Source organism: Ruegeria sp. F12, from assembly GCF_056533885.1.
The window spans coordinates 360,576-378,298 of the sequence record NZ_JBQFOV010000003.1 but is presented as its reverse complement, the minus strand read 5'-3'; the positions used below and the strand labels follow the sequence as shown (position 1 = coordinate 378,298).

General features: G+C 59.0%; 20 protein-coding genes. 17 read left to right on the top strand and 3 right to left on the bottom strand.

The genetic code is table 11. The features are described 5' to 3' along the window. Position 1 precedes the first annotated feature (1 nt). The 10 genes from nuoI (at position 2) to ACR0CA_RS06545 (ending at position 10,339) form a co-directional block, all read left to right on the top strand. Entirely contained in the window at positions 2–496 is a 495-nt protein-coding gene (gene nuoI / locus ACR0CA_RS06590; protein ID WP_170769278.1) for an NADH-quinone oxidoreductase subunit NuoI, read from the top strand. Further along, complete coding sequence (locus ACR0CA_RS06585; protein WP_170769279.1) at positions 493–903, top strand: carboxymuconolactone decarboxylase family protein; 411 nt, start codon at positions 493–495, stop codon at positions 901–903. Before nuoI ends, ACR0CA_RS06585 begins: the two co-directional genes overlap by 4 nt. Continuing rightward, a complete protein-coding gene (locus ACR0CA_RS06580) occupies positions 900–1,502 on the top strand; it encodes an NADH-quinone oxidoreductase subunit J (protein ID WP_480897851.1) in 603 nt (200 codons plus the stop codon). Before ACR0CA_RS06585 ends, ACR0CA_RS06580 begins: the two co-directional genes overlap by 4 nt. 123 nt (positions 1,503–1,625) lie before the next feature. Further along, on the top strand, positions 1,626–1,931 hold the full coding sequence (gene nuoK, locus ACR0CA_RS06575) for an NADH-quinone oxidoreductase subunit NuoK (protein WP_005984024.1): 306 nt from the start codon (positions 1,626–1,628) through the stop codon (positions 1,929–1,931). 7 nt (positions 1,932–1,938) lie between these two features. Further along, complete coding sequence (nuoL, locus tag ACR0CA_RS06570) at positions 1,939–4,080, top strand: NADH-quinone oxidoreductase subunit L (protein WP_480897850.1); 2,142 nt, start codon at positions 1,939–1,941, stop codon at positions 4,078–4,080. After that, positions 4,080–5,624: an NADH-quinone oxidoreductase subunit M gene (locus ACR0CA_RS06565; protein ID WP_480897848.1), complete on the top strand. Its 1,545-nt coding sequence runs from the start codon at positions 4,080–4,082 to the stop codon at positions 5,622–5,624. Before nuoL ends, ACR0CA_RS06565 begins: the two co-directional genes overlap by 1 nt. Before the next feature lie 13 nt (positions 5,625–5,637). After that, positions 5,638–7,080: an NADH-quinone oxidoreductase subunit NuoN gene (gene nuoN / locus ACR0CA_RS06560; protein WP_480897846.1), complete on the top strand. Its 1,443-nt coding sequence runs from the start codon at positions 5,638–5,640 to the stop codon at positions 7,078–7,080. 54 nt (positions 7,081–7,134) lie between these two features. After that, positions 7,135–7,884 carry a biotin--[acetyl-CoA-carboxylase] ligase gene (locus ACR0CA_RS06555; RefSeq protein ID WP_170788382.1) on the top strand — a complete coding sequence of 250 codons (750 nt, stop codon included), beginning with the start codon at positions 7,135–7,137 and terminating at the stop codon, positions 7,882–7,884. Between the two features lie 11 nt (positions 7,885–7,895). Beyond that, positions 7,896–8,675, top strand: a complete 780-nt coding sequence (locus ACR0CA_RS06550) for a type III pantothenate kinase (RefSeq protein ID WP_170769285.1) — start codon at positions 7,896–7,898, stop codon at positions 8,673–8,675. Further along, positions 8,672–10,339, top strand: a complete 1,668-nt coding sequence (locus ACR0CA_RS06545) for a ribonuclease J (protein WP_480897845.1) — start codon at positions 8,672–8,674, stop codon at positions 10,337–10,339. The genes ACR0CA_RS06550 and ACR0CA_RS06545 overlap by 4 nt, the downstream gene beginning before the upstream one ends. A gap of 8 nt (positions 10,340–10,347) precedes the next feature. Here ACR0CA_RS06545 and ACR0CA_RS06540 read toward each other — a convergent pair whose 3' ends face one another. Beyond that, positions 10,348–11,049, bottom strand: a complete 702-nt coding sequence (locus ACR0CA_RS06540) for an NUDIX hydrolase (protein ID WP_170788384.1) — start codon at positions 11,047–11,049, stop codon at positions 10,348–10,350. 28 nt (positions 11,050–11,077) lie between these two features. After that, complete coding sequence (locus ACR0CA_RS06535; RefSeq protein WP_170769288.1) at positions 11,078–11,473, bottom strand: DUF983 domain-containing protein; 396 nt, start codon at positions 11,471–11,473, stop codon at positions 11,078–11,080. 190 nt (positions 11,474–11,663) lie between these two features. Between ACR0CA_RS06535 and ACR0CA_RS06530 the strand changes: the two genes are divergently transcribed. Genes ACR0CA_RS06530 through ACR0CA_RS06515 form a run of 4 tightly spaced genes read left to right on the top strand, consistent with a single transcriptional unit; the run spans position 11,664 to position 13,562 of the window. Next, complete coding sequence (locus tag ACR0CA_RS06530) at positions 11,664–12,131, top strand: EF-hand domain-containing protein (protein WP_480897844.1); 468 nt, start codon at positions 11,664–11,666, stop codon at positions 12,129–12,131. Positions 12,132–12,137: 6 nt separating this feature from the next. Further along, positions 12,138–12,752 carry an RNA polymerase sigma factor gene (locus tag ACR0CA_RS06525; protein WP_480897843.1) on the top strand — a complete coding sequence of 205 codons (615 nt, stop codon included), beginning with the start codon at positions 12,138–12,140 and terminating at the stop codon, positions 12,750–12,752. Then, a complete protein-coding gene (locus tag ACR0CA_RS06520) occupies positions 12,745–13,092 on the top strand; it encodes a hypothetical protein (protein WP_170788387.1) in 348 nt (115 codons plus the stop codon). Before ACR0CA_RS06525 ends, ACR0CA_RS06520 begins: the two co-directional genes overlap by 8 nt. Next, a complete protein-coding gene (locus ACR0CA_RS06515) occupies positions 13,089–13,562 on the top strand; it encodes a periplasmic heavy metal sensor (RefSeq protein ID WP_170788388.1) in 474 nt (157 codons plus the stop codon). Before ACR0CA_RS06520 ends, ACR0CA_RS06515 begins: the two co-directional genes overlap by 4 nt. Before the next feature lie 4 nt (positions 13,563–13,566). Here the strand turns inward: ACR0CA_RS06515 and ACR0CA_RS06510 are convergent, their stop codons facing one another. After that, a complete protein-coding gene (locus tag ACR0CA_RS06510; RefSeq protein ID WP_480897841.1) occupies positions 13,567–14,952 on the bottom strand; it encodes a diguanylate cyclase in 1,386 nt (461 codons plus the stop codon). Between the two features lie 87 nt (positions 14,953–15,039). On the opposite strand from ACR0CA_RS06510, the gene ACR0CA_RS06505 reads away from it, so the two are divergent. From ACR0CA_RS06505 to ACR0CA_RS06495, 3 genes are all read left to right on the top strand, one after another. Further along, positions 15,040–15,324, top strand: coding sequence for a DUF3572 domain-containing protein (locus ACR0CA_RS06505; RefSeq protein WP_480897839.1), 285 nt, complete (start codon positions 15,040–15,042; stop codon positions 15,322–15,324). Between the two features lie 18 nt (positions 15,325–15,342). Continuing rightward, complete coding sequence (locus tag ACR0CA_RS06500; RefSeq protein ID WP_480897838.1) at positions 15,343–16,035, top strand: HAD family hydrolase; 693 nt, start codon at positions 15,343–15,345, stop codon at positions 16,033–16,035. A gap of 123 nt (positions 16,036–16,158) precedes the next feature. After that, complete coding sequence (locus ACR0CA_RS06495) at positions 16,159–17,718, top strand: trimethylamine methyltransferase family protein (RefSeq protein WP_170769296.1); 1,560 nt, start codon at positions 16,159–16,161, stop codon at positions 17,716–17,718. The last annotated feature ends 5 nt before the right edge of the window (positions 17,719–17,723 follow it).

The window sequence follows — 17,723 nt, the reverse complement described above, 5'->3', positions numbered from 1 at the left end:
TATGACCCAAATCGACTATACCCGCGCCGCCAAATACTTCCTTCTGCAGGACTTCTGGGTCGGCATGAAGCTGGGGTTGAAGTACTTCTTCGCCCCCAAGGCCACCGTGAACTACCCGCATGAAAAGGGCCCTCTTTCCCCGCGCTTTCGCGGTGAACACGCCCTGCGCCGCTATCCCAATGGCGAGGAGCGCTGCATTGCCTGTAAACTGTGCGAGGCGATCTGCCCGGCCCAAGCCATAACCATCGACGCCGAACCGCGCGAAGATGGCAGCCGCCGCACCACGCGTTACGATATCGACATGACCAAGTGTATCTATTGCGGCTTCTGCCAAGAGGCCTGCCCGGTCGATGCTATCGTCGAAGGTCCGAATTTCGAATTCGCCACGGAAACCCGCGAAGAGCTTTTCTATGACAAGGAAAAACTCCTGTCGAATGGCGAGCGCTGGGAGGCTGAAATCGCCCGTAATCTGGAAATGGACGCGCCGTACCGATGAACGACAAAAGCTCGAACCCGTTTGAACTGATGATGAAACAGGCGCAGGACATGGCGAAGGCGATGAATCCGGCGATGGAGAACTTTTCGCCCAAAGGGTTCGAAGCGCTTTGGCCGACGATGCCGAAAGAGGTCATGGAAATGATGTTCGGCAACACCGTCAACAAGGACGGGCTGGACGCCAAGACCCGCCTGTTGCTGACGTTGGCCGGGCTGACCATGCAGGGCGCGCAAGCGGATTCAGCGGTACGTCAGACCGTGCGCCACGCGTTAGAGGCCGGTGCCAAGAAACAAGAGATCGTCGAAACGATCGGGCAGATGTCGGTCTTTGCCGGCATCCCGGCCATGACCCGTGCGCTGGAACTGGCGCAAGAGGTTCTGGGCGACAACGAGGATAAGGATCAATGACCGTCTTTGCCTTCTATCTGTTTGCCATCAGCGCCATCACCGGCGGCCTGTTCACGGTGATCAGCCGCCAGCCTGTGCACTCAGTGTTGTGGCTGATCCTGTCCTTCCTGTCCTCGGCGGGACTGTTCGTGCTGCTGGGGGCCGAGTTCGTGGCGATGCTGCTGATCATCGTCTATGTGGGCGCGGTCGCGGTGTTGTTCCTGTTCGTGGTGATGATGCTGGACGTCGACTTTGCCGAGCTTAAGGCCGAGATGGCACGTTATATGCCGCTGGCATTGCTGATCGGTCTGGTCATCCTGATGCAGTTCGTCATGGCGTTCGGTGCATGGGACAAAGCACAAGGCGTTGAGGCCAATCTGGCCCAGCCGGTTCCGACCGACCGACACAACACCGAGGCGCTGGGTGTCATCCTTTACGACCAATACTTCCTTCTGTTCCAACTGGCGGGTCTGATCCTGCTGGTGGCTATGATTGGCGCCATCGTACTGACCCTTCGCCACCGTCAAGACATCAAACGTCAGGACATCATCGGCCAGATGATGCGCGACCCGGCTAAGGCGATGGAGCTGAAGGACGTGAAACCGGGGCAGGGGTTGTGACATTGCCGCTGGTACTTCCAATGGAGTACCGGCTGCTAAAAATACTAGTTGCGGTGCCTGTTGTACTTGGTTGGATCGGGTATAGGGCCGCGAAAAACAGGAAACGAATGGGACCGAAAGAAAATGATCGGACTTGAACATTACCTGACTGTGGCGGCGACGCTGTTCGTCATCGGCATCTTCGGTCTCTTTCTGAACCGTAAGAACGTCATCATCCTGCTGATGAGCATCGAACTGATGCTGCTGGCGGTGAATATCAACCTTGTGGCGTTTTCCAGTTTCCTGGGCGATCTGGTCGGGCAGGTGTTCACGCTGTTTGTGCTGACCGTGGCGGCGGCCGAGGCGGCGATTGGTCTGGCCATTCTGGTCTGCTTCTTCCGCAACCGTGGCACCATCGCGGTTGAAGACGTCAATATGATGAAGGGCTAAGAGAACTATGGAAACCACCATCCTCTTTGCCCCGCTGGTGGGCGCGTTGATCTGCGGTTTCGGCTGGCGGTTCATTGGCGAGAAAGCCGCCATGTGGACCGCAACGGGCCTGCTGTTTCTGGCCTGTCTTCTGTCGTGGATCGTGTTCTTTGCCTTCGACGGGGTGACGCAGCAGATCGAGATCATGCGCTGGATCGAGAGCGGATCGTTGTCGACAAGCTGGGCCATCCGTCTGGACCGTCTGACCGCGATCATGCTGATCGTGGTGACGACCGTCTCAGCGCTCGTGCACCTCTATTCCTTTGGTTATATGGATCACGACCCGCAGTGGCGTGAAGGCGAAAGCTATAAGCCGCGGTTCTTCGCCTATCTGTCCTTCTTCACCTTTGCGATGCTGATGCTGGTGACGGCGGACAACCTGGTTCAGATGTTCTTTGGCTGGGAGGGCGTGGGCGTCGCCTCGTACCTGCTGATCGGCTTCTATTATCGTAAGCCGAGTGCCAATGCGGCGGCGATGAAAGCGTTTATCGTGAACCGTGTCGGCGACTTTGGCTTTGCGCTGGGGATTTTCGCGCTGTTCTTCCTGACGGACAGTATCAACTTTTCGGACATCTTTGCATCGGCACCAGCGCTGGCGGAAGAAAAGCTGCACTTCCTATGGGGCGAATGGACAGCGATCGAGGTGATCTGCGTATTGCTGTTCATCGGCGCGATGGGGAAATCGGCGCAGCTAATCCTGCACACATGGTTGCCCGACGCGATGGAAGGCCCGACGCCTGTGTCGGCCCTGATTCACGCCGCGACTATGGTGACGGCGGGTGTGTTCCTTGTCTGCCGCATGTCGCCGCTCATGGAGTTCGCGCCGGGTGCGACCGGATTCATCACCGTACTGGGGGCAACGACGGCGTTCTTCGCCGCGACCGTGGGTCTGGTTCAGACCGACATCAAGCGCGTCATCGCCTATTCGACCTGTTCGCAGCTGGGTTACATGTTCGTGGCCGCAGGTGTTGGGATGTATTCGGCGGCGATGTTCCACCTGTTCACGCACGCGTTCTTCAAGGCGCTGTTGTTCCTTGGCGCGGGGTCCGTGATCCACGCCATGCACCACGAACAGGAAATGACCGAGTATGGCGGTCTGCGCAAAAAGATCCCCTATACCTTCTGGGCGATGATGATTGGCACGCTGGCCATCACAGGCGTTGGTATTCCGCTGACGACCTTCGGTTTCGCTGGCTTCCTGTCGAAAGACGCCATCATCGAGAGCGCCTATGCCGGTGGGTCGTCTTATGGCTTCTGGCTGCTGGTCGTGGCGGCGGCGTTCACGTCCTTCTACAGCTGGCGTCTGATCTTCCTGACCTTCTATGGCGCGCCGCGTGGCGACAAACATACGCATGACCACGCGCATGAAAGCCCGATGGTCATGCTGGTGCCGCTGGGCGTTCTGTCTCTTGGTGCGGTCTTTGCGGGCATGATTTGGTACGGCAATTTCTTCGGCCACGCGGACAAGGTGGGCAAGTTCTATGGCATCCCGGTGGCTGAGGCGTCGGAACATGCCGAGGCCGGTGATCACAGCAAAGCGGACGCGCATGGCGATGACAGCCACGCAGATGAAAGCCATGGTGATGACCACGCAGATGACGGTCATGGTGAAAAGGATGCTCATGGCGATCATCACTATGTTTTCGCAGGTGAGCCGGGCGAGGGCGCGCTGTACATGGCGCCGGACAACCATGTGCTGGACGATGCGCATGCGGCGCCTAAGTGGGTCAAGGTTTCACCCTTTGTTGCGATGCTGCTGGGCTTTGCGATGGCCTATTGGTTCTACATCTTGAACCCATCGCTGCCGGGACGTCTGGCACAGAACCAGCGTCCGCTGTACCTGTTCCTGCTGAACAAATGGTACTTTGACGAGATCTACAACGTGATCTTCGTCAAACCCACCGTGGCGCTTGGCCGGTTCCTGTGGAAACGCGGTGATGGCAACACCATTGACGGCTTCCTAAACGGGATTGCCATGGGCGTTGTTCCCTTCTTCACCCGCCTCGCAGGCAAGGCGCAGACGGGCTACATCTTTACTTATGCCTTCTGGATGGTCTTGGGGATAGCAGCCCTTGTCACCTGGATGTCGATCGGCGGAGGCGCACACTAATGGACAATATCCTCTCGATCGTTACTTTCATCCCCGCTGTGGCAGCGGCCATTCTGGCCCTGTTCCTGCACGGAGATGACGACGCCGCGCAGCGCAACGCGAAATGGGTCGCGCTGGTGGCGACCACGGTGACGTTCCTTGTCTCGATTGGCATCTATACGGGCTTTGATCCATCCAACACCGGCTTTCAGATGGTGGAAGAGGGTGAGTGGCTGCTGGGCCTGAAATACAAGATGGGCGTGGACGGCATCAGCGTGCTGTTCGTGCTGCTGACCACCTTCATCATGCCGCTGACCATACTGGCCAGCTGGAACGTGACCGAGCGGGTCAAGGAATACATGATCGCCTTCCTGCTGCTGGAAACGCTGATGCTGGGCGTGTTCATGGCGCTGGATCTGGTGCTGTTCTACCTGTTCTTCGAGGCCGGTCTGATCCCGATGTTCCTGATCATCGGCATTTGGGGCGGCGCGAACCGCATCTATGCCAGCTTCAAGTTCTTCCTCTACACATTCCTCGGCTCGGTGCTGATGCTGGTGGCGATGGTGGCGATGTATGCGGATGCGGGCACGACGGATATTGAGGCGCTGATGAGCCATCACTTCTCATCCGAGAGCTTCAGCGTGATGGGCATTTATGTGGTCGGCGGGATGCAGACGCTGATGTTCCTGGCGTTCTTTGCCTCATTTGCCGTGAAAATGCCGATGTGGCCGGTTCATACCTGGCTGCCGGACGCGCACGTTCAGGCGCCGACGGCGGGTTCCGTCGTACTGGCGGCGATCCTGTTGAAGATGGGGGGCTATGGTTTCCTGCGGTTCAGCCTGCCGATGTTCCCTGTGGGCTCGGCGGTGATGACCGATCTGGTGCTGTGGATGTCGGCCATTGCCGTTATCTACACCTCGCTGGTGGCGCTGGTGCAGGAGGATATGAAAAAGCTGATCGCTTACTCTTCGGTCGCGCATATGGGCTTTGTGACCATGGGCATCTTTGCGGCGAACCAGCAAGGGATTGATGGCGCGATTTTCCAGATGCTGAGCCACGGGTTTATCTCGGCGGCACTGTTTCTGTGTGTGGGCGTGATTTATGACCGGATGCACACCCGGGATATCGACGCTTATGGCGGTCTGGTCATCCGGATGCCGGCTTACGCGCTGGTTTTCATGCTGTTCACCATGGCGAATGTCGGCCTGCCGGGCACGTCCGGGTTTATCGGCGAATTCCTGACCCTGATGGGGGCCTTCCAGGTTAACACATGGGTAACGGCGGTGGCTGCAACCGGCGTGATCTTCTCTGCCGGGTATGCGCTGTGGCTGTACCGTCGCGTGGTCTTTGGCGATCTGATCAAGGAAAGCCTCAAGGCCATGACTGACATGAGCTCGCGCGAGCGGCTGATCTTTGCACCGCTGATCATCATGACGATCCTGCTGGGCGTCTACCCATCGCTGGTGACCGATGTGATCGGCAATTCGACTGCCGCGCTGATTTCGAACTATGACACGGCTCTGGCCGCGGCTGAGGCCGTGACCCAGTCTGCCGCTGCGCATTAAGGGGGCTTCGGAGATGATCCAGGCTGATCTGACAATCATCCTGCCAGAGATCGTTCTGGCAGTATATGCGATGGCGGCGCTGATCGGGGCTGTCTACACCACAAAAGACGGGCTGGCGCCGGTTCTGGTCTGGGCGACCTCGGGCCTGATGGCGCTGCTGGCGATTTGGATTGCCACCAATGGCGACGGTGTGAATGTGGCCTTTAACGGGATGTTCGTGGATGACGGGTTCTCGCGCTTTGCCAAGGTTGCAATCCTGCTGTCAGCGGCAGCCGTTCTATTGATGAGTCAGGATTACATGTCGCGCCGTGGGTTGTTGCGGTTCGAATACCCCTTGCTGGTGGCACTTGCCGCCGTGGGTATGATGATGATGGTCAGCGCGGGCGACCTGATGTCCCTGTATATGGGGTTGGAACTGCAATCGCTGGCCCTGTACGTCGTGGCCGCTCTGCGCCGCGACAGTGCGAAATCGACTGAGGCCGGTTTGAAGTACTTCGTTCTGGGCGCGCTCAGCTCGGGCTTGCTGCTGTATGGTGCATCATTGGTTTACGGCTTCACGGGCACCACGCTGTTCTCGGGCATCATCCAGACGGTTCATCACGGCGACGTCTCGGTTGGCCTGCTGTTCGGTTTGATCTTCCTGATCTCGGGACTGGCGTTCAAGGTCTCGGCGGTGCCGTTCCATATGTGGACACCGGATGTTTACGAAGGCTCACCCACGCCGATCACCGCTTTCTTTGCCACTGCGCCCAAAGTGGCCGCGATGGCATTGTTTGCGCGATTGCTGCATGACGCGTTCGGCGGAGTTATCAAGGATTGGCAGCAGGTGATCGTTCTGCTCTCGGTCCTGTCGATGCTGTTGGGGGCTGTGGCTGCGATTGGTCAGCGCGACATCAAGCGACTGATGGCGTTTTCGTCGATTGCCCATATGGGCTATGCGCTGATCGGTCTGGCGGCGGGTACTGAAATGGGCGTCAAGGCGATGCTGATGTATCTGGCGATCTACGTGACCATGAATATCGGCACCTTTGCCTTCATCCTGATGATGGAGCGCGACGGCAAACCCGTCACCGATATTGATGCGCTGCGGCAATATTCTAAACGTGATCCGGGTAAGGCGCTGGCGGTTCTGATCCTGATGTTCAGCCTTGCGGGCGTCCCGCCGATGCTGGGTTTCTTCGCCAAGTTTGGCGTTTGGCAGGCCGGTGTCAGCGCGGGTCTGACCGGTCTGGTGATCGTGTCGGCCATCGCCTCGGTCATTGGTGCGTTCTACTACCTGCGGATCGTGTTCTATATGTATTTCGGCGAGGAGAACGAGGACCCGATCGAGACGCATTCCACGCCCGTTCTGTGGGTTGCGTTGATGGGGTCGGCTGCTCTGATGTTGGTAGGTATCTTCTATCAGTTCGGGGTTGAGGGCGCAGCGGCAGCTGCGGCAGCGACGCTTGTTAACTGATCTCCAGCTAACTCAATTCAGGAGGGCTCGGTCGCTGGACCGGGCCTTTTTACGATGACGCAGTGGCCGCAAGGATATGGGTTGCACGTGCTGCAAACGGTCGACAGCACGTTGAACGAAGCTGCGCGTATCGCCCCAACGGCGGCAGGGCCGGTCTGGATCATGGCCTATAATCAAACGTCGGCGCGCGGGCGGCGGGGCAGGGCATGGGCCAATCCTGTCGGAAACCTCGCAGCTACTTTGTTGATGCGTCCACAGGGTGAGCCGGAACAGGCCGCATTGCGCAGCTTCGTCGCAGCGCTTGCACTGTACGATGCTTGTGTCGCTGTGACGGGGCGGTCTGACGGATTGTCGCTGAAATGGCCCAATGACGTGCTGCTGAACGGTGGCAAGCTGGCTGGCATCCTTCTTGAAAGCACGGGTATGGGGCGCGAGCTGGGCCATTTGGCGATTGGCATAGGGGTCAACCTGTCGCAAGCTCCGCAGCCTGACGCGCTCGAGGAAGGAGCGGTACGCCCGGTTTCGCTTTTGTCCGAGACTGGGGCCGACGTCATGCCCGAGGATTTTCTGACCGAGCTGGCCGCCAACTATGCGCGCTACGAAAGCCAGTTCGTGACCTACGGGTTCGAACCGATCCGCACGGCATGGTTGGACCGGGCCGCGCGACTGGGGGAAGTGATCACGGCGCGGACCACAACGTCGGAAACGGTGGGCACGTTTGAAACGGTGGACGGGAATGGCAACCTTGTCTTAAACACCGCCAAAGGCCGCGCGGCCATACCTGCCGCGGATGTTTATTTCTAAAGGGGGCTGAGATGCTTCTTGCAATCGACTGCGGCAACACAAATACCGTGTTCTCGATCTGGGACGGCGCGCAATTTTTGTGCACCTTGCGCACCTCGACCCATCACTCCCGTACGGCGGATGCCTATTTCACATGGTATTCTACTCTGGTGAAACATTACGGGATCGAGGCGGATATCACTGATGTCGTGATCGCGTCGACCGTGCCACGCGTGGTGTTCAATCTACGCATCTTTGCAGACCGTTTCTTTGGCTGCCGTCCGCTGGTTGTGGGCAAGCCGGAATGCCTGTTGCCAGTCGCCCCACGCATCGACGAAGGCACCATTCCCGGACCGGACAGGCTGGCCAATGCGGTTGGAGCGTTTGATCGTCATGGTGGCGATGTGGTTGTGGTTGATTTCGGAACCGCCACGAATTTCGATGTTGTTGCATCGGACGGGGCTTACGTGGGCGGCATTATTGCACCGGGTGTGAACCTCAGCCTTGAAGCGCTGCACCAAGGCGCGGCGGCGTTGCCTCATATCGACATCACGCGCCCCGAAAAAGTGATTGGGACAAATACGGTTGGCTGTATCCAATCGGGCGTGTATTGGGGCTATTCCGGTTTGATCGAGGGGCTGATTGCCCGGATCAAGGCGGAATATGGAATGCCGATGAAAGTCGTTGGAACCGGGGGGCTTGCACCTCTGTTCGATCAGGCGGATGTGGGCTTTGACGTGATCGAGGATGATCTGACGATGCACGGTCTGACCGTGATCCATCGCTATAACAAGGAAAATGGCTCAACATGAGCAGTGAACGACTGATCTATCTGCCGCTGGGCGGTGCAGGCGAAATCGGCATGAACGCCTATGTCTATGGCTATGGCAAGCCGGGGCAGGAACGTCTGATCCTCGTCGATCTTGGGGTGACGTTCCCGGATATGGACACCACGCCGGGCGTCGATCTGATCCACGCGGATATCTCGTGGCTGCAGGAACGCGCTGATCGTCTTGACGCCATCTTCGTCACACACGCCCACGAAGACCACGTGGGGGCCGTAGCGCATTGCTTTGAGGCATTGGGCGCGCCGGTCTATGCCCGTGCCTTCACCGCCAATATCGCGCGCCGCAAGATGGATGAACATGGCCATCCCGAGGACGCCGTTCAAACCGTGTCGCCATGGCCCGAGCAGGTTCAGGTGGGGCCGTTCTCGGTCGGTTTCCTGCCGGTCTCGCATTCGATCCCGGAAAGTGCAGCCTTGGTCATCGACTCGCCTGCGGGCCGGGTCGTGCATTCGGGTGACTTCAAGCTGGACACCAACCCTGTGGTAGGTGAGCCTTTTGACGCCGATTTGTGGGCCGAGATTGCCAAACCGGGCGTCAAGGCTCTGGTTTGTGACAGCACCAATGTATTCTCGCCCCATGACGGGCGATCGGAATCCGAGGTCGGCCCCGAGATCACCAAACTGGTCGAAAGCGCCGAAGGAATGGTTGTCGCGACCACTTTCGCGTCCAACGTGGCACGGGTGAAAACCCTGGCCGAGGCGGGGCAGCGGGCCGGACGCTCGGTCGTGTTGTTGGGCCGCGCGATGCGCCGCATGATCGAAGCCGCCACCGAAACCGGCATCCTGTCGGATTTCCCCAAAGTCATCAGCGCCGAAGAGGCGGTGGACGTTCCACGCCAGAACCTAATGTTGATCGTGACTGGCAGCCAAGGCGAACGCCGTGCCGCCAGCGCGCAACTGGCCCGTGGCAAGTATCGCGGTCTGGAGTTGAAAGAGGGCGATCTGTTTCTGTTTTCGTCGAAAACCATTCCGGGCAATGAGCGGGGCGTGATCTTCATCATCAACCAGCTTAGTGAAAAAGGGGTGGACGTGGTCGATGACAGCTCGGGGCTATATCACGTGTCGGGCCATGCCAACCGCCCTGATCTTGAGAGGGTACATGCGCTGATCGACCCTCAGGTCGTGATCCCGATGCATGGTGAACATCGCCATCTGCGCGAGCACGCCAAGCTGGCCGAAGCTGGGGGACGCACAGGAATTCTGGCCGTGAACGGCACGATGCTGGATCTGACCGGCAACGCACCGAAAGTGGTGGACTATGTCGAGACGGGTCGGACTTATCTGGACGGCACTGTCAAGGTCGGGGCGCTGGACGGCGTTGTACGGGATCGTATCCGCATGGCTCTGAACGGTCATGTGACCGTCACGGTCATTCTGGACGAAGAGGATGAACCGTTGGGTGAGCCGTGGTGCGATACGATGGGCCTGCCCGAGATTGGGTCCTCGCGCGCGGCATTGGCCGAGGTTTTGGAAGAGGATCTGAACCAATTCCTGATGCGCGCCGACGCCAAAACGCTGCGCGACGACGACAAGCTGGAAGAGGCCATGCGCCGGATCGTGCGCCAGACCGCCAAGGCCGAGATCGGCAAAAAGCCCGAGGTCACGACGGTGATCAGCCGAATGAAATAGGCGCGACCTCAGTCTGTCAGAGGCATCGGATAGCCTTTGAGTTTCAGAAATAAGCTCTCCTCTTCCTGATTCAGCAGGAAGGGGACCGATGTCGGTGGTGTGGGGTCTGATACGCGCGCTGCAATCTCGGCCAGCACGACCTCGGTGATAAAGGGCAGGTCAAACTCGCGTGCGCGATCCAGAGGCACCCATTGCAGGTGAGACAGCTCATCCGAGGCGCGCGAGAAGTCGTCCAGGTCGCCCTGAACCGCCGAAGCATCAACAAGGAAAAACCGCGCATCGAACCGCCGGGGTCTTCCCGGAGGCGTCACCGCGCGAAATACGAATTGCAGCGCTTGGGCCGTGGGGCGAAAACCTAGCTGGGCAAACTCGGCCCAATCCTCCGGCGGTTGTCCGGGCCATGCGCCGGGTTGCCCCAGAACTAGGCCGGTCTCTTCCCACAACTCGCGGATTGCGGCGGCGGCAAGTGCATTTTGCAGACCCGCTTCCGCCCGCTCGGACAGGCGGTCATGGCACAACTCAGACAGGGCCGTGGCCAATTCGACATTGGCGTCTTCGGCGTCAACCGCGCCGCCCGGAAAGACAAACTTGTTGGGCATGAAAGCGGCTTTCGCGCCCCGTTGCCCCATCAGGATCGACGGGTCTGACAAACGGTCACGTAGAACAATGACCGTTGCCGCGTTGCGGATGGCGGTCTTGTCCTGTGTCATGTGCGGATCAATCCGGTCGGAAATCGCATTACGCGTTCTCGAATCCGTGCATGCGACGTGCCCATTGATAGGCCACAACAGCCCCTTTCAGGCGCGGCAGCAAGAACAGCGACAACGCCGTACAACCGATTGCAAAAATCAGGAACATGGTCAGCGGTTCAGGCCGGAACTCGACATAAGTCACGTGCAGCGCAGGGGCCAGCAGGTGGCCGACCAGCAGGATCGTCAGATAGGCAGGGCCATCGTCGGCGCGGTGATGAAACAGCTCTTGCCCGCAATTCGAGCAGCTATCATTGACCTTGAGATAGCCGCTCAGCAGCTTGCCCTCACCACATTTCGGGCAGCGGCCGCGAAAGCCTTTCAGCAGTGCTGGCTTGGTGGCGCGATCCGCATCGGGCTGGGTGTCTATTGTTTGATCTGTCATTGCGAGACTCACGGGTTTCAATGGGCGGATATTGCGCATCTTTTGTGCAACTTAAAAGGGGGGTGCGTCGCTTTGCGCCCTGAAAGGTGACGGAAAAAAATTTCAATTTTTGCGACGGAACCCCGGTGAATCTGCGTTTGAACCTATGTAGGCAGCGACAAAAGCGCTGTGCAAACAAAGGGAAACCGACATGAAAAGCGCAAAAATCATACCTGCGATTATCCTTGGGGCCGTTGCGATCACGGCGACCTCCGCTCTGGCCGCAGGGCCACGCAATCACGAACCTGTGACGTTTCAGGAACTGGATGCCAATGTCGACGGGCAGGTGACGAAGGATGAAATGCAGGCCCACCGCGCCAAGCGCTTTACGGATGCAGATGCCAATGGCGACGGGCAATTGACCGTCGAAGAGATGCAGGCGGCGGGGCAGCAGAAGGTGAACGACCGTGTCGCCAAAATGTTCGAAAAGCACGATGCCAATCAGGACGGATTTCTGAGCGAGGATGAGTTGCCCAAACCGCGCCGGGCTGACAAGATGTTTGATCGTATCGACGCTGATAGCAACGGTTCGATCTCGGAACAGGAATTTGCCGATGCAAAGGACAGGATGGGCAAGCGTCACAAGAAACGCGCCAAATCGGATACCGACGATAGCTGATTTGGAATGCGGGACTTGAGGCCCTCAGGTCAGATCGTCCGCGGCGCTGACAGTGCCGCGGATGCGCCAGCGGATGACGTCCTGCTGGCCATGTTCGCCGCAGGTGATGCGGCGGCTGCGCGTGTGCTGACCGACAGGCTGGGCCCGCGAAGCTATTCGGTGGCGCTGCGGATGCTGGGCAACCGGGCCGAGGCCGAGGATATGACCCAGGAGGCGATGATGCGGCTGTGGAAGGTCGCGCCGGACTGGGTGGCGGGGCATGCCAAGGTCTCGACCTGGCTGTACCGTGTGACGATGAACCTGTGTCTGGACCGGCTGCGCAAACAGACGCCCGACCGTTTGTCGGATGTGCCAGAGCCTGAGGACGAGTGTGCCAGCGCAGCGCAGAAGATGCAGGACGAGGCCCGCCGGGACGCGTTGCAGGCGGCCTTGTCGAAACTTCCGGACCGGCAGCGACAGGCCGTGATACTGCGCCATATCGAGGAATTGCCCAACCCCGAGATTGCCGGGATCATGGAGCTTTCGGTCGAAGCGGTGGAAAGTCTGACGGCGCGGGGCAAGCGGGCTCTGACAGCGATATTGGCGGGGAGACGGGACGAATTGGGGTATGACGATGACTGAAGATGACACGAGATTGGATCAGCTTTTTGCACAGGCTCGTCAGGATCGGCCGGCGCTGCCTGACGATTTGGCCGTTCGCATCCTGACCGATGCCGAAGCGGTGCGGCTGGACCTTGCCAAACCCAAGCGGTCTGCACCCCGATCCGTTTTTCGCCGCATGGTCGAAGGGATCGGTGGCTGGCAGGGCCTGAGCGGTCTGGCCGCCGCCAGTGTCGCCGGCCTGTGGATCGGGTTCGCTGCGCCGGATTTCCTGCCTGACGCGGCCACTTACCTCTACGGATCGGAGGCCACATTTGCACTTGCCGATCTGGACACATCATTCCTGGAGGACGCCGAATGAGCGACAATCCCAAGCCCAAACGCCGTTGGATGCCAATCTTGTTGGCGGTTTCCCTTGCTGTGAACTTGCTGATTGTAGGCGTAGCAGTCGGAACGGTTCTACGGGTCAAAGGCAGTGACCATGCAAAGGCGCCACCTGGTTTTGGCTCGGCTCTTTATCGCGCGTTGCCGAAAGAGGACCGCAAGGCGCTGCGCGGGGATTTGTCGAAACAGCACCGCAAAGGCTCAAAGCTGCGGGCCGAGGATTTCGCCATGCTCAGCGCAGCCCTGCGGGCCGATCCGTTCGACCCCGAATCCGTTCGGGCGATACTGGCTAATCAGAGCGCGTCACTGGTGTCGTTGCAGATGTCCTTGCAGAATGAATGGCTGACGCGCGTCTCTGCAATGAGCGAAGAGGAACGTATGGACTATGCCGCGCGTTTGGATGAGGTCGTACGCCGCGGCCCGCATAAGCGGGGTAAAAAGGATTGATCCGTCAGGCGGCGCATTGCCGAAAACTGACCTGATTGCGTCCCGCGCGCTTCGCGGCATAGAGCGCGGTGTCGGCTGATTGAATCAACGTCTCGACCGGAGCACCACTTGAGCGGGCCGGTTGCGCTGAAATCACGCCGATGCTGATCGTGACCGGTACTGGCGCGAAGGTGCCCGGCAGCTTGAAGGGTGTTTTGCAGATACAATCGCACAACGTGCGCGCCAGTTTCAGCGCATTGTCCTGAGTGGTATCGGGTACGCCAATCATGAATTCCTCTCCGCCGATCCGGGCCACGAACCCAGCCGTGCCGATGGCGCGCTGCATCCGGCTTGCGGTTTCGGTCAAGACACGGTCACCACACACATGGCCAAAGCGGTCATTGATGGATTTGAAATGATCCAGATCCGCCAACATTACCGCAAAGCCGCGCTGGGTTTGGTTGGACTGAGTGACGATGCGGTCGATTGCGTGTATTGCATAACGCCTGTTGTGCAACCCAGTCAGCGGATCAATCCAGGATTCCGCAATCCCGCGGCGCAGCGATGCACGCATCTGGTCCAAGCGGGTCTTGCGCGCGATCAGGTTCTCCAAACGCAGCACGGTTTCGTCGGCACAGAACCCGTTCATGCAGACTGCATCTCCCCCCCGGTCCAGAATTTCTGCTGCAATACCGGGGTCATTTTGCGTCAGAATGCCTATAACCGCCGTGTGGCGGGTGGCGCCGCGCGATTTAAGATCGTTCAAAACGGACAGACCAGACCGGTCGGCTCCGATCTCGATCAGGATGGCGTCGGGGGTGGGGCCGGATAACAGACACTGCAAGTTGGAGGACGTATGGGCCGTCAACCTGTGCTTCAACCGGTTAGCCAAAGCGTTTCGCCACTTCGCGCCAATGCTTGATGTTTGGGTCAGCAAGGCAACATGGCCAGATTTCGGCGGAATGATCAACACGGGTGCGGGTTCGGCAAATCCGATGGGCTGCGAGCCACCCAGACGCAGGTCCTGCGATTCGGCTCGGACGCGCATCAGGCTGCGGACCCGCGCCAAAAGCAGCGTGTCTTTGAAAGGATGCGCCAGAACATCATCCAGCCCGTCCGACAAAGCCTGAAGACGCGCGGCCTTGTCGTTTTGCGGTGCGATTGCGACAACCGGCACATCCGCCAGTTCGGGGTCGGCCATCACCAGCTTTTTCACATCGGCTGCGGTGCCATCTGGCAAGGTTTGTGCGGTCAGCACAAGGTCGGGCCGAGCCCGCCGCAACAGCCCGGCCAGCCCCTGAACCTTTTCGCCCTGCACAACGTGATACCACGCTGCCGTAAGCTGAACTTTCAGCATGATCCGATTGGTCGAGGTCCCGTCAAGGACAAGGATGGTGCCGTGAACGGACATATCTGCCACCGTTGATTGCATGTATGACCAAAGTGTTTATGAGTCTGGTTAACAAACCCTTTCCAAGAGCAGATTCAGGAACTCTTTATGTCGATAACCGCGCAATCCGCTGAAATGCTGGCGTTGAATGTGCTTGGCTGGCTGGTCGGAAATGACGAGCTCTTGCCGGTGTTTCTGGGCTCCACAGGCGCATCCGAAGGTGATCTGCGCGAAAGGGCGTCCGAACCCGAGTTTCTGGGCTCGGTGCTGGAGTTTCTGATGTTGGACGATTCGTGGGTTGTGGCGTTTTGCGATGCCAATTCCGTGCCTTACGATCTGCCTGCGCAAGCCAAGGCCGCGCTTTCCGGCGGCGCTGACATTCACTGGACCTGACCCTCACAGGAGAACACCATGCCAATCGACGCTATTCTGTTCGACAAGGACGGCACTCTGTTCGATTTTGCCGATACCTGGGGTGCCTTCGGACGCAATATGCTGTTGCATCTGACGGAGGGGGATCACGCCCGCGCTGCCACGCTGGGCAAGGTGATCGGCTTTGATCTTGAGACGCTGACTTATTCGCCTGACAGCATCGTAATTGCGGGAACAGTGGAAGAAGTGGCCGAGGTTCTGGCGCCGCATTTTCCTGATCTGCCTAAGGCAGGGCTGATCGACGTTCTGAACACCGAATCCGCAAATGCACCACAAGCCCCCGCAGTGCCACTTGCGCCGTTCCTAGATGGGCTGCGGCGGTCTGGCCTGAGGCTGGGCGTGGCGACGAATGATAGCGAGATGCCCGCGCTCGAGCATCTGAGCTCGGCCGGGATACGGGATCACTTTGACTTTGTGGCTGGCTATGACAGTGGGCACGGGTTCAAACCGGGTCCGGGTCAGCTTTTGGCCTTTGCTAAACATGTGGGCGTCACCCCGGATCGCGTTGCGATGGTGGGGGACAGCCTGCATGACCTTCAGGCCGGACGCGCGGCAGGGATGACAACGATCGGTGTTCTGACCGGTATGGCCGAGGCCGAAGCGCTTACGCCTATGGCGGATGTGGTCTTGCCGGATATCGGGCACATCCCCGGCTGGTTGGCGGATCGCTGACCGAATCCGGCTCGATTTCGGCGGATTAGGTTCTAAATCCGACATAGCCTGTCGCAGACAGAGCGGCCAGTCTTCCCTGTTCGGGGCTTGCTTGAGGCAACGCGAACACAAGGGGACGGTCCGATGGCAGATACGACAAAGCGCAGACGCCGCAGTGGAGGGCGCGCGGGGGCCGCTGAACGCCGAGGCTCGGCCGTAATCGACCAGATGCCGTGGAACCCTCCGGTCAATACGGATGCACCGACCGAGCCGCTTGGTCCTGAGGGGATTGAAGCGATCCACGAGGGGGCGATGCGCATTCTCGAAGAGATCGGTATTGAATTCTACAACGAGGAAGCCATCGGCATACTGCGTCAGGCAGGCTGCACCATTGACGGCGACAATGTCCGCATGGGGCGCGATTTTGTGATGGAGATGGTGGGCAAGGCTCCGTCATCCTTTACCATCACGCCGCGCAATCCGGCACGCCAGATTGAAATCGGTGGGCGCAATCTGCTGTTCGGCAATGTCTCGTCCCCGCCCAACTATTGGGATATGGAGATCGGCACGAAAGTGCCCGGCAATCGCGAAATGTGCCGGAACCTTTTGAAACTGACGCAATATTTCAACTGCATTCACTTTGCGGGCGGTTATCCGGTGGAACCGGTCGACATCCACGCCAGCGTGCGCCATCTGGATGTGCTCTATGACAAGCTGACCCTGACCGACAAGGCGATGCACGCCTATTCACTGGGCAAGGAACGGGTCGAAGACGTGATGGAGATGGTGAGGATCGCAGGCGGTCTAAGCCATGAGGAATTCGAGGCGACGCCCCGGATGTATACCAACATCAACTCGACCTCGCCGTTGAAACACGACCACCCGATGATTGACGGCTGCCTACGTCTGGCACGGCGGGGGCAGGCGATTGTGGTGACGCCCTTTACGCTGGCTGGCGCGATGGCCCCGGTTACAATGGCGGGCGCGGTCGCGCAATCTCTGGCCGAGGCGCTCTGCGCGATTGCGCTGTTCCAATATGTCCGGCCTGGCATTCCCTGCGTGATCGGAACCTTTACCTCGAACGTGGATATGAAATCTGGCGCGCCGGCGTTCGGAACACCGGAATATATGCGCTCGACCCAGATGACCGGCCAGATGGCACGGTTTTACGGCCTGCCCTTGCGGTCCTCGGGCGTGTGTGCGGCAAACGTGCCAGATGGGCAATCGGTTTGGGAAACGTCGAACTCACTGTGGGCGGCGGTGCAGTCTGGGACCAATATAGTCTACCACGCCGCAGGTTGGCTTGAGGGAGGGCTGATCGCCAGCCCGGAAAAGTTCATTATGGACTGCGAAGTTTTGCAGCAAATCCAAAGGTATATGCAGCCCGAGATCACGGCGACCGGGCCGGATGAGATTGCGTTGGATGCGATCCGTGCGGTCGGCAATGACGGGCATTTCTTTGGCATCCAGCACACGCAGGACCGTTACACTACGGCATTCTACCAACCTTTCCTCAGCGACTGGAAGAATTTCGAAGGGTGGAACGTAGCGGGTGGTATCTGGACTGCAGAACGCGCCCATCATATGTTCAAAGAGATCATCACCAGCTTTGAACCCCCACCGATGGACGAAGGTATCCGACAGGAACTGGCGGAATTCGTTGAACGCCGAAAGGCCGAGGGCGGAGCACCGACCGATTTCTAGCAGTT